At 33.5% G+C, this 11975-nt stretch carries 10 protein-coding genes and 2 pseudogenes; 7 read left to right on the top strand and 5 right to left on the bottom strand.

Features of this window, described 5'->3' with window-relative positions; genetic code table 11:
* Positions 1-29: 29 nt before the first annotated feature.
* A complete protein-coding gene (locus CP370_RS08265) occupies positions 30-236 on the bottom strand; it encodes a hypothetical protein (RefSeq protein ID WP_087712638.1) in 207 nt (68 codons plus the stop codon).
* 197 nt (positions 237-433) lie between these two features.
* Here CP370_RS08265 and CP370_RS08260 point away from each other — a divergent pair, with 197 nt between their 5' ends.
* On the top strand, positions 434-3118 hold the full coding sequence (locus tag CP370_RS08260; protein WP_087712637.1) for a cation-translocating P-type ATPase: 2685 nt from the start codon (positions 434-436) through the stop codon (positions 3116-3118).
* A 230-nt stretch (positions 3119-3348) separates the two neighbouring features.
* Here CP370_RS08260 and CP370_RS08255 read toward each other — a convergent pair whose 3' ends face one another.
* The gene (locus CP370_RS08255; protein ID WP_004896581.1) at positions 3349-4167 is read right to left on the bottom strand and encodes a MurR/RpiR family transcriptional regulator; all 819 of its coding nucleotides are present in this window, start codon (positions 4165-4167) and stop codon (positions 3349-3351) included.
* 129 nt (positions 4168-4296) lie between these two features.
* Between CP370_RS08255 and CP370_RS08250 the strand changes: the two genes are divergently transcribed.
* The 3 genes and pseudogenes from CP370_RS08250 to CP370_RS10100 form a co-directional block, all read left to right on the top strand.
* Positions 4297-4989, top strand: coding sequence for an N-acetylmannosamine-6-phosphate 2-epimerase (locus CP370_RS08250; RefSeq protein ID WP_004896580.1), 693 nt, complete (start codon positions 4297-4299; stop codon positions 4987-4989).
* Between the two features lie 48 nt (positions 4990-5037).
* Positions 5038-5476 (top strand): annotated as a pseudogene (locus CP370_RS10105) (PTS transporter subunit EIIC); the annotation flags it as partial.
* Between the two features lie 174 nt (positions 5477-5650).
* Positions 5651-5854: pseudogene (locus CP370_RS10100) on the top strand (PTS glucose transporter subunit IIA); the annotation flags it as partial.
* Between the two features lie 149 nt (positions 5855-6003).
* Here the strand turns inward: CP370_RS10100 and CP370_RS08240 are convergent.
* Entirely contained in the window at positions 6004-6348 is a 345-nt protein-coding gene (locus tag CP370_RS08240) for a hypothetical protein (protein ID WP_087712636.1), read from the bottom strand.
* Between the two features lie 103 nt (positions 6349-6451).
* Between CP370_RS08240 and CP370_RS10095 the strand changes: the two genes are divergently transcribed.
* Both CP370_RS10095 and CP370_RS08230 read left to right on the top strand, forming a co-directional pair.
* Positions 6452-6667 carry a hypothetical protein gene (locus tag CP370_RS10095; protein WP_012846669.1) on the top strand — a complete coding sequence of 72 codons (216 nt, stop codon included), beginning with the start codon at positions 6452-6454 and terminating at the stop codon, positions 6665-6667.
* A 42-nt stretch (positions 6668-6709) separates the two neighbouring features.
* Positions 6710-7360 carry a histidine phosphatase family protein gene (locus CP370_RS08230; RefSeq protein WP_087712635.1) on the top strand — a complete coding sequence of 217 codons (651 nt, stop codon included), beginning with the start codon at positions 6710-6712 and terminating at the stop codon, positions 7358-7360.
* A gap of 34 nt (positions 7361-7394) precedes the next feature.
* Here the strand turns inward: CP370_RS08230 and CP370_RS08225 are convergent, their stop codons facing one another.
* Entirely contained in the window at positions 7395-9257 is a 1863-nt protein-coding gene (locus CP370_RS08225; protein WP_087712634.1) for an ABC transporter permease, read from the bottom strand.
* Between the two features lie 19 nt (positions 9258-9276).
* Positions 9277-10023, bottom strand: a complete 747-nt coding sequence (locus CP370_RS08220) for an ABC transporter ATP-binding protein (RefSeq protein WP_087285312.1) — start codon at positions 10021-10023, stop codon at positions 9277-9279.
* 239 nt (positions 10024-10262) lie between these two features.
* Between CP370_RS08220 and CP370_RS08215 the strand changes: the two genes are divergently transcribed.
* Positions 10263-11711, top strand: a complete 1449-nt coding sequence (locus tag CP370_RS08215) for an APC family permease (RefSeq protein WP_004896569.1) — start codon at positions 10263-10265, stop codon at positions 11709-11711.
* The last annotated feature ends 264 nt before the right edge of the window (positions 11712-11975 follow it).

Raw genomic sequence — 11975 nt, 5'->3', positions numbered from 1 at the left:
AAAGGAAATCATCGTTCTTTTTTCATGTCTTAGGAATTAGTTTTTTCCCAGACACATTTTGTATTTTTCTTTTTTAATTGACTTTGCTTTTTAAAATATGGAATCCAAAAGGTTACTACGTAACCAACTGCAATTCCTACAAAAGTCCACACCATAATATTTTTGACAAATAAGCCGATAAACAGACCAATTAAGCCAAAAATTCCAATAATAACTGATTGATCAAGTTGCTTCATGTTCCTTCCCTCATTTCTCTCTTAACTATAGCAAAATTATATTAGTATAAGCATATTTTTAGACTTAAATCGCCAATTATTTTATACTATATTTTATGAACATAATCAGCTTTAAATCTATAAATATAAACATTTATCAAAGCTATACAAATTGAAATTATATATTTTTAACATAAGAAAGGAATGGTATATCCTTTATGGATAGTCAGAAACAACCTCCCGCGTATTCTCAAACAAAAGACGAGTTATTTTCAAATCTAGAAACAAGCTCAGCTGGTTTAAGCGAGCCAGAAGTTGAAAGGCGTTTAAAAAAATATGGGCATAATGTTCTAAATAAAAAGCCTCCTAAGTCAATTTTAAATATGCTCAAAGAGCAAATCTTTGATCCAATGATTTTAATTTTATTAGGGGCAGCTACTTTTTCTGCTCTTTTAAATGAATGGGTAGAAGCTGGTGTAATTTTCTTCATTGTGATAATCAACTCTATTATTGGTATTATCCAAGAAAAGAAAGCCCAAGCTTCTCTTGCCGCTCTAAAAACAATGAGTGCTCCAACTGCAACAGTAATTAGAAATGGATCTGAAAAAATTGTTTCAGCTAGTGAATTAGTAGTCGGCGACCTAGTTATCTTAACCAACGGTGATATGGTGCCGGCGGATCTACGCCTAACTCAATCCAATAACTTGAAAATTGCTGAAGCTTCTTTAACCGGGGAGTCAATTGCCAGTGAAAAGAATGCAGCTGCTGTTCTTTCTCCTGACTGTCCCTTAGGCGATAGAAAAAATATGGCCTACACTTCTTCAATTGTTACTTATGGTCGAGGAAGTGGAATTGTAACTAAAACTGGGATGAATACAGAAATTGGTCAAATTGCTGGAATGCTAGAAGACGATGATACTAGTGATACTCCACTGAAGCGGAAACTTAACGCTGTGGGAAAAATTTTAACAATTATTGGTTTAATAATTTGTGTTTTAATTTTTGCCATCGGTGCTTTTTATGGACGTCCTCTTCTACCACAATTCTTAGTAGCAATTTCTTTAGCTATTTCAATCATTCCAGAAGGACTTCCAGCAACTGCAACCATCATTATGGCACTTGGAGTACAGCGAATGGCTAAGGAACATGCCTTAATCAAAAATCTACCAGCAGTTGAAACACTTGGAAACGCAACAGTTATTTGTTCTGACAAAACAGGAACTCTAACGTTAAACAAAATGACAGTAACTCATTTAGCTAACGGAGATGATTTCCTTAACAAAAAGATCTTAAAAGTTCAAAAAGCAGTTAAAAACAATAATGCTTATAAAGACTTAATGTATGCTGCTAGTCTTTGTAATGATGCTTCTCTTAGTCCTGCTAGTCCAGAAGAAATTATTGGTGACCCTACAGAAGGGGCCTTAATTCCACTAGCACAAGATTTTGGATATTCTGTCTCCAGCTTAAGAAAAGAATATCCAAGACTTGGCGAGTATCCTTTTGACTCAATTAGAAAACGTATGTCTACAATTCATGAAATAAACAATGAATATGTTGCCTACATTAAAGGAGCACTGGACGAACTACTACCACTCTGTGACTCCATTGCTACAAGCAATGGAGTGCAGAAATTAACTAAGACCGATAAAGAAAACATTTTAGCCTTATCACATAAGATGTCTGACCAAGCCCTGAGAGTTTTAGGTTTTGCCAGCCGAACCATTTTGAATTTACCGCAAGAAAATGAAAATATTGAACAACATTTAGTTTTCTTAGGAGCTGTTGGGATGATTGACCCAGCTAGAGATGAAGTTAAAGCATCAATCAAGATGGCTCGCGAAGCAGGCATTAAAACTATTATGATTACTGGTGACCATAAAAATACTGCGGTTGCTATTGCTAAAGATTTAGGCATTTATGCTAATGGAAATACTGTTATTTCTGGTACTGAACTAAACGAGATGACAGATAGCGAATTAGATCAAGCAGTTAAGTCAACCACAGTTTTTGCTCGTGTTTCACCTAATGATAAGTTAAGAATTATTCAAAGCCTAAAGCGAAATGAAGAAGTGGTAGCTATGACAGGTGACGGAGTTAATGACTCTCCCGCTTTAAAAGCAGCTAATATCGGAGTCGCGATGGGAATTAGTGGTACTGACGTTGCTAAAGATGTCTCAGACATGATTTTACTTAACGATAGTTTTACAACTATTACTGCCGCCATTAAAGAGGGACGAAAGGTTTACCGCAATATTCAGAAAGTAATTCAATTTTTACTAGTCGGTAATATTGCAGAAATTACTACTTTATTTATTGCTACCCTCTTTAATTGGGACGCACCACTACTTGCTGTTCATATTCTTTGGGTCAATTTAGCTACCGCCAGCTTACCGGCTCTAGCTTTAGGAGTAGACCCCGCAAGTAAAAATATTATGAAGCATAAACCAGTGAAGACTGGAACCTTATTTGAAAGAGATCTAGTCTGGCGTGTTATCAGCCAAGGAATCTTTGTTGCCTTAATGACACTATTAGCTTATTGGATTGGAGACACTTTTGATAATCCGATTGCTGGTCAAACAATGGCCTTTTGTGTTCTAGCTTTATCTCAAATGCTCCGCACATTTAATCAACATTCTAATACTGATCCGATTTGGATTAGAGGAAACAAAATTAATATTTGGTTAATTGTATCCTTTATCGTTTCAGCAGTTTTAATGGGAGTTATTCTATTTACTCCTAACTTACAATCTCTCTTTCATTTGACTAATCTGACATCAAGACAATGGCTAGTAGTCATCATTCTTTCTCTATTCTCAATCTTACAAGTTGAATTAATGAAGCTAATCAAGCGATCTTTTAAAGCTCGTCAACAAAGCCGAGCATTAGAATCAGTCACCGATTAACAACATTATATTAATAGAATTTTAGCAAGCATATTTTTAAACTTAATATTAAATACCCTGTATAATAAAAATATAAATTTAATACTTACATAAGCATAAAGGCATAATTAACTTTATGCTTTCTACTTTTCTGTAATCAAATAACTAACACATTTTAAATATAAAAACAGCCAAATTACTCTATCTTGAGTAGTTTGGCTATTTTTATTATCAGAATTTAACTTTTTATGCTAAATAGATTTTTTCATAACTGCTGCAAGTGCCTGCTCCTTAATTTTATCTACATCAACTTTATTAAGCTTTTCATATTCTCGCGCTAAAACATCGCATAAATATAATTGTGATACCTGACCAGCTACGGTACCAATATTCATAAATTCACTAACGGACGTCTGCAAACTTACATCCCCTAATTGAGCAATTGGTGACGTAAGATCGTTAGTAATAGCAATAATTTTAGCGCCGTATTCTTTAGCAACTTTGAGTGAATCATAAGTGTCTTTAGTATGACCAGAGAGTGATAAGCCAACTACTAGGTCATCTTTACTTAATAAGGTCGCAACTTGAACTTGAATATGCGGATCAGACTCCGCATTGGCAATCAAACCAATTCTAAGCCAGGTTCTTTCATAGTCTCTAGCTGATTCACCTGAGTGTCCTAAACCAAAAATATGAATTCGGCGCGCTTTAGCTAATAAACTAACTGCTTGTTTTAAAACAGAAGGATTGATCAATTCTTCTGTTTTTTCAATTGAAGAAATTAAAACTTTACTACTTAACTCTGAAGATGTTTGAGCTTCTTCATGACTTTTTGAGGTAGTCATCATTGAATCTTGTGCTAAAGCTATTTTTAGATCCGAGAAACCTGAATAGCCTAATTTTTTACAAAGTCTAACAATTGTGGCATCTCCAGTATTAGTTGCAGTCCCTAGCGATTTAATCGTGTCATAAATCACATGTTCAGTATGAGTCGCAATATAGTTAGCCAATTTATTTTCTGACTTAGTTAGCTTGTCTTTATTTTGATTGTATCGCTGTATAAATTCCATTGTCTCACATCCTGATTACAACTATATCATGCTTTTATAAGAAAACGCTTGCATAAAAAACAAAATTCATTATATTATTTATTTGGGGGTAAAACTCCAAAATTATATTTATTTGGAGTATATTTACAAATGAACAAAGAAGAATTTATTAACAAGATCCATGGTGGCTTAATTATTTCATGTCAAGCTTTGCCAGGCGAACCACTCTATACAGAAGAAGGCGGAATTATGCCCCTAATGGCTAAAGCGGCCCAAGAAGCAGGCGCAACAGGCTTAAGAGCAAATTCCGTTAGAGACATTAAACAAATTAAAAAAATTGTTGATCTTCCAATGATTGGAATTATCAAACGGGACTATCCACCAGAAAAGCCCTATATTACTCCAACTATGAAAGAAGTAGATGAATTAGTTGAAACTGGCGTAGAAGTAATTGCAATTGATGCAACTTTGCGTCCAAGACATGATGGTAAGACAGTAAATGAATTCATTAAAGAAATAAAAACTAAGTATCCAAATCAACTTTTAATGGCTGACACTTCAAATTTTGAGGAAGCAAAAAATGCTTATGAGGCAGGCGTTGATTTTGTTGGTACTACTCTTTCTGGCTACACTGAAGAAAGTCCTAAAACTGATCACCCAGACTTTGATTTAATTAAAGCTCTAGTTGATGCAGGTCTTCCAGTAATTGCCGAAGGGAAAATCCATACTCCAGAACAATTAAAGCAAGTTATTGACATCAACCCAGCAGGAATTGTAGTCGGAGGAGCAATCACTCGCCCATTACAAATTGCTAAAACTTTTACTTCAGTTTTCGAAAATTAACCGAGCGTAACGAAATGAGGCGTAATCATGTCTAAGAAATTTTCTCATATTGGCCAAGCCTTCTCACAACTAGGGCAAGCCTTTATGCTTCCAATAGCTATTTTACCTGTAGCCGGCTTACTCCGGAGCTTTAACCAATAAAGCTGCCGTTACCTCTTATCCTTGGCTTAATCAAGAATGGCTTCAAACAATTCTAAAGATAATGAATTTTGCAGGAAGTGCTGTTTTTAATAACTTAGCTCTTATCTTTTAAATTGGTTTGGCAGTTGGTTTAGCAAAAGGAGATAAAGGAACTGCTGGACTAGCAGGTGGCGTTGCCTATCTAGTATATACAGCCACAATCTTGGGACTTCTCTAATTATTTTCACCTAAAAACACTATTGATACAGGGGTATTAGGTGCAATTGTTATTAGATCAGTTGTTGCCTACCTTCATAATCACTATCGTAAGGTAGAATTACCACAATTTTTAGGCTTTTTTGGTGGAAAAGCCGATCTATATAGTCAAGAAATTAATGACATTATCGCCCATCCAGATATGCCGCCCGTGAATAATCCACAAGTGGATAAAGTTCCTAATTCTCAATCAAATTCTGTGCATAAGTCAGAAGAGGTTATTTTCAAGGCACCTGTCAAGGGAACTTTTGAAGATATATCTCAAGTTAATGACTAAGTATTTTCACAAAAGATGATGGGTGAAGGATTTGCAATTAAACCAGAAAATGGAAAAATTTATAGTCCGGTTACCGCTACAGTCGTATCAATCTTTAAAACAAAACATGCTGTAGGTCTTAAAACCGAATCTGGTTTAGAAGTTATGCTTCATCTTGGAATAGATACCGTTGAACTAGAAGGTAAGCCATTTACATTCCAAGACATAAATTTCATAATAATTCTTCTTTCCATCACAAAATAATAGGTCTTATCAACTCAATTGTACAAACTTAATTCCCATAGATGAAATATTTCGACCTAAAAAATCGGATTAACTATTTAAGCTAATCCGATCTTTTCTTATCTTGTTTTTAAATGCCAAACAAAGAATCCAATTCCAATTACTAATGCTAAAATTCCGGTCCAAATTAAACCAGCATAAAAGCCGCCAATAATTCCTAGAATTCCAGCAACAATCATCATCGCTAAGCCAGCAATATCACCGCCTAGCCCATCACTATTTTCAGTTGAAACATAAACAATACCGTTGGCCATAAACAGACCGCAAAGGAGAACTCCAATAATTCCTGCTACCATGTTTTTCTCAGAAATTATCCCCAAGAATCCACCTAGTAGTCCCTGAATAAATAGCCAAACTGAATAGACAATCATTAAAATTCCAATTACTAATTTTGTAACTCTCATAAAAACCCCTCTTCTTTCACCTATTAAGTTAATATACTTAGGCCGAATATTCAAAATTTTTGATACAATACTTCTATGCTATAAACGAAAGACACAAAACATAATGAAAATATTTGAGTTTATTGGATTAAGTATTTATTTAGTGCTAATTGCGATTTTAATAGTTCGTCAAGTTAATGTAAGTCGTAATTTTAGAAATAATAAAATTGATGAAGAAACACATCAGAAATTAACTAAAAGAAACACAATTTTATTAGTTATAGTAGGCATTTTACTGATTTTATTTTTATATACACCGTTTAAAATTTTGATTTTTTAGATTTGTTATAATGTAAATTAGTGTTATTCAAGGAGTTTATAAATGAAGAGAATTTATATTGTTCGTCATGGTCAAACTTATATTAACCGCTACGATAAAATGCAGGGTTGGTGTGACACACCCCTAACTGATGAAGGAATCCAAGGTGCAAAGGATGCAGGTAAAGCCTTGGGTGAAGTTCCTTTTGATATTGCTATCTCAAGCGACTTAAAAAGGGCTAGTGATACTTGCGATTATATTATTAATGAAAACTGTAACCGAGATGAGTTGCAACACATTGCAACACCATTTTTTAGAGAACAATTCTATGGCTTCTTTGAAGGGATGAATTCAGACGAAGCATGGCGGATGATTGGTGGCCCTCACGGTTATCCAAGACGAGATGAATTACTTAAAGAAGTGGATATCAACACTATTAAGGACTACATGAAAGAAGCAGATCCATATCACGAAGCTGAAAATGCAAAAGAATACTGGAATCGCGTTGATAAAGGCTTTGATTTAATCAGCCAATTAGATGGAGCTGAAAATATTCTTCTTGTTACCCATGGCTTTACAATCAGAAGTATTGTTTCTCGCTTTGCTCCTGGAGAATATAATTTAGCCCATGGTCCAAGAAATGCATCAATTACAATTATGAATATGACTGACAAGGATATGAAGATTACTTCCTATAATAAAATGTCAGTATAGTAAAAAGGCTTATCAAATTGATAAGCCTTTTTACTTAATCTTCTTTTTGTAAAACAATATGTTGATATAAAACTACTGTTAATAAGTAGTAAAGTACGTAAAGAACTCCGAAAATAGTGAATGGAATCCAAAGTTTGTCGTAAGTGTTCATCCCTAAAATAGACTTGAATAATTGAAGTCCAAATAAAACGTCAACTACACCTAATGCAGCAGGTAATGCAAATAAAATTCCAATTTCTTTTGCAATAGATGCTTTTAAGAGGCTCTTTCTTGTTCCAACCTTCCAAAGCATTTGGTATCTTGGTTTATCGCTGTTTGCTCCAGATAAAACTTTGAACATTAATGTTGAAGCAAGCATTGCTAAAAATGCTAACCCTAAGAAGAAGCCCATAAATTCAAAACCAGAGGTCATACTTGAAACTAAGCGATATTGTGCTGATTTAGAATTGGAGAGATTTACATTAATTGCGTCTTTATCAACTTCTGGTGAACTCATCATTTGAGTGTCTGATAAGTTTTGGAGTTTCTCAATATTATTAAAGTTACTTCTAAAATCGTTAACTCTTAAAAGCTCAATTTTATTTACTTTAGCCTTAACTTGATTATATTGAGTTTCTGGTACAACTTTAGCTTGAGCATCAATATATGGAGTTAAAGATACTAACTGATATTGTGCTTCATTAAAATCAGTCTTATTCTTAAAATCACTTACCTTAATACGTCTAGTATCATAATGATTCATATCGTTTTTTCTTGAATAATGTTGATACATGATCTGATTATTCTTGATTTGATTTTCTGGAATGTAAAGTACTCTCGCTTTTTCTTTTCCTTTACCTTCTACCACCATCTTATAGTCAAACGTTGTAGTAGATTTTACAGAGACTTTCTTTAATTGATTATCTACTTTTTTATTATGACCATACAGAACTACATCATAATAGGTACTTTGCATTGCCTGTTCAGTCATATTATTAAAGTTCAATCCAACAGTAATTGCTCCTAAAGCAAGAGCAAATAATAAAGAGACAGTAGATAAAATTCGAGTATAATCACTTAATCTAAACTTAAGTTGTCCTAAAGTGAAGGAATGTAATTTTTTATATTTGTAAGCTAAGTTCTTACGAAGTAAATCAATAATTTCTGTAAAGAAGGAATCAAAAGTAAAGTAAGAACCAAAAACGATTGTAAAGAAGGCTATTGGAATAGTTTTTTTTCCTAATTTTGCTGCATGCATCATTGCCCAATAACCAATAGCAAGTAACGCAATTCCTAAAATAGCTTCAATAAATTTCCATAATTTATTTCTATGTAATTTAACCGGTTTTTGATCTTCATGAAGTAAGTTAATCACGTTTGACTTAACTAATTTATGACGATTCCAAAAAGCTGCTAAGAAAAACAGAATTGCAAAGAAAGCTATTGTCCAAAGTAAGGCTGGTAAGTAAAAACCAACAAATTTATGAATTTGCAATCCTAGCTGGGAAATCAACACACTAGAAACTCCCTGTGTTAATCCAACCCCTAAGACTGTACCCAATAAGGTAGCTAATAAGCCAACAACAAGAGTTTCGGTAAAGATTAATCTTCCAATTTTACTTGTTCTAGCTCCTAGCATCATATACATCCCATAGTCTTTTTGTCTCATACTAAGCAAAAAACTATTGGCATATACAATATAAACAAAAGTAATAATAGAAAGTAATGCAATTCCAAAACCAAAAACAATTTGGGTAGTTTTAAAAGCAATACTTAGTGAACCCTTTAAGAAAGCTGGGTTTGTAGCTAGAGTCATGAACATATAAAAGATCGCACTAGCAAAAGTTAAGCCTGAAAAAAGGACTAAATAGTCTTTGAACCGGCTTTTAATCCCGGTTAATGATAATTTCCAAAGCATAATTATTTCCTTTCTATTCTTAACGTCTACCTAATTCAGCAATAATTTCTTGATAAAATTCTTCTCTACTTTTACCATCTTTTTTAATTTCTTTTCCGATCTTACCATCTTTAATGAAAAGAATTCGACTAGCATATGAAGCGGAATATGGATCGTGAGTAACCATTAAAATAGAAACTCTATCATTTTCATTTAGACCTTTCATTGTTTCAAGTAATTCAGTAGCACTCTTTGAATCAAGTGCCCCAGTTGGTTCATCTCCATAAAGAATAGCTGGTTCATGAACTAATGCACGCGCTGCTGCAACACGTTGTTTTTGTCCACCAGAGATTTCTGCTGGATATTTATTTAAAATATGATCAATTCCTAGTCGCTTAGCAATTTTATCCACTTTAGGATTAATCTGACTGCTCTTTACATTTTGAAGTGAAAGAGGAAGAGCAATATTTTCACGATTTGTTAGATTTTCTAATAGGTTAAAATCTTGAAAAATAAATCCAATTTCTTGACCGCGGAAGTCTGCCATTTGATTTTTATTTAAGCCAGTAATATCGCGACCATTAATGTATACATTTCCAGTTGTAGGTTGATCTAATGTAGATAAAATATTTAACAAAGTGGTTTTACCAGAACCAGATGCACCCATGATTCCAACAAATTCACCACGTTCCACATCAAAGCTAACGCCCTTTAAAGCTTGGTATTGTTTTTCACCTTTTTTACCATAAGTCTTAGTAATATTTTGAATTTGAACTACTTCACTCATTTTAGCTCCTCTTTTCGTTATAGTGTATTACGTACCTGTTACACTATATAATACAGACACCGTGTAAAAAAGTAAAGCTTGTTTTTTAATTTTTTTATCTTTTCTTCTTGTATAATAGAAAACGTGATTATAAATAAAATATGAAATGAGGTATAGAATGCAGGGAAGCTACTTCTTCAACCCACCTCCTAAATTTAGATAAATGATAATAGTATAGGATTTTTAGGGGGAAAATATTTTTGGATACTTTTGATGAAGCACAAAAACGTAAAAAACTAACTTGGCCCGTGATTGCCTTAATGGACTTTGTTACAGTTATTGGTTTTGATGACATTATCTATAACTTTCAAAATCAAGGATTAGCTGTAGTTAGTGACTGGATATTACTGTTAATTCTATTTGTAGTTCCATACGAATTAATCGTCGGACAACTAGGAGCTACTTTTTCAGATGATGGCGGAGGCTTATCTTCTTGGTTAAGACACACCTCTGGCGATCGAATGGGATATATTACTGCTTGGTGCTACTGGGTAGTTTCACTACCATATTTAGTTGATGTAGCTAATTCAACAGTTGTTTCTTTTGCATGGCTTTTTAAAGGACATGCATTAAGTGACAAAGAAATGAGTAATTGGGCTTTTGCCTTATTTACGGCAATTATTTTTGTCATCTTTATATTCTTCCAACACCGATTTGCTAACTCGCTACAATGGTTATCTATCATCGGTGGTGGTGCCATGTTTATCATGACCATTCTTTTTGTAATTATGACTATCGTATATTTGGGTGAAGGCCGCCGAATTGCTACTCAACCCTTCCACTTCAAGAATTTCTTACCAACTTTTGATATGAAATTCCTAATGTCATTAGGATTATTAATTTTTGCTATGAATGGGGCTGAATTTGTTGCTCCTTATGTTACTGAGATGAAAGATGGACCTAGAAACTTCCCTAAAGCAATGTACATGCTAGCAATCATGACAGGTTTTCTAACCATCTTTGGTTCATTTGCACTAGGCGTCTTCTTTAATGCACATCACTTACCTGACGACTTAAAGATGAATGGTTCTTATTATGCCTTCCAAGCCATGGGAGAAAAATTCGGTATGGGGAAATTTTTCTTATACACTTTCATCATTACCCAAGCTCTTTATATGCTAGCCCAACTAGCTGTTTTAGTTGATGGTGGTGCTAGAATCTTCTTATCAGATACTGCCAAAAAATACTTACCAAAACAATTAACTAAAACTGATAAGAATGGCTTACCAATCAACGGATATTGGTTAACAACAGGAATTTGTTCTGTACTTCTATTTTTGAGTGCTACTCTTCCTTCAGTGAATGATATTTTTAATCAGTTATTAAACTTAAACGGAATTGTTTCTCCGTACGTTACTGGATTACTCTTCTGGGCATTTATTAAAATTAGACTTCACCCAGAAAAATTTCCATCTCAATATGTTTTCATTAAGAATAAAACATTTGCTGTTATTGTCGGCTGGTGGTGTCTAATTATTACTGTTACCGGAGCAACCTTTGGGATCGTGCCAATCGATGCTAAAGCCGGATCATCTACTTGGTGGCATATGTTAATCTTAAATATTGTTGAACCGCTTTTGATGATCGGTTTAGGTGTTCTCTTACCATTAATTGCTAAGTGGCAAAGAAAAAGAGAAAAACAAAATTAAAACAAAAGCCAAATCATTAGTAGATTTGGCTTTTATTATAGTTTAATAACATAACAATATATGGAAACATTTTATTTGCTATTTTTGTATTAAGGTCTTATATTCATAAATTAAGGCAGTCTTCATAGAGAAGTAATAAATAACATATATATTACTGTTACTTTATATAAATATTTAGTAATTATATCAAGAAGAAGTTTTTGATATTCGAGACTGTAAAATAGTTTGTGTAAGGATGAATGATTCCTTAAATTTATTTCTTTA

Origin of the sequence: Lactobacillus sp. UMNPBX19, from assembly GCF_002553805.1 — a bacterium.
GTDB lineage: Bacteria > Bacillota > Bacilli > Lactobacillales > Lactobacillaceae > Lactobacillus.
Note: the sequence above shows the minus strand (reverse complement) of the source record. Positions and strands in the feature narration are given on the sequence as shown.

Excerpts from the sequence above, each read along its gene's own strand:
- CP370_RS08260 (WP_087712637.1), top strand. The coding sequence starts at position 434 with ATGGATAGTCAGAAACAACCTCCCGCGTATTCTCAAACAAAAGACGAG.
- CP370_RS08250 (WP_004896580.1), top strand. The coding sequence starts at position 4,297 with ATGAACAAAGAAGAATTTATTAACAAGATCCATGGTGGCTTAATTATT.
- CP370_RS10095 (WP_012846669.1), top strand. The coding sequence starts at position 6,452 with ATGAAAATATTTGAGTTTATTGGATTAAGTATTTATTTAGTGCTAATT.
- CP370_RS08240 (WP_087712636.1), bottom strand. The coding sequence starts at position 6,348 with ATGAGAGTTACAAAATTAGTAATTGGAATTTTAATGATTGTCTATTCA.
- CP370_RS08225 (WP_087712634.1), bottom strand. The coding sequence starts at position 9,257 with ATGCTTTGGAAATTATCATTAACCGGGATTAAAAGCCGGTTCAAAGAC.
- CP370_RS08255 (WP_004896581.1), bottom strand. The coding sequence starts at position 4,167 with ATGGAATTTATACAGCGATACAATCAAAATAAAGACAAGCTAACTAAG.
- CP370_RS08230 (WP_087712635.1), top strand. The coding sequence starts at position 6,710 with ATGAAGAGAATTTATATTGTTCGTCATGGTCAAACTTATATTAACCGC.
- CP370_RS08220 (WP_087285312.1), bottom strand. The coding sequence starts at position 10,023 with ATGAGTGAAGTAGTTCAAATTCAAAATATTACTAAGACTTATGGTAAA.
- CP370_RS08265 (WP_087712638.1), bottom strand. The coding sequence starts at position 236 with ATGAAGCAACTTGATCAATCAGTTATTATTGGAATTTTTGGCTTAATT.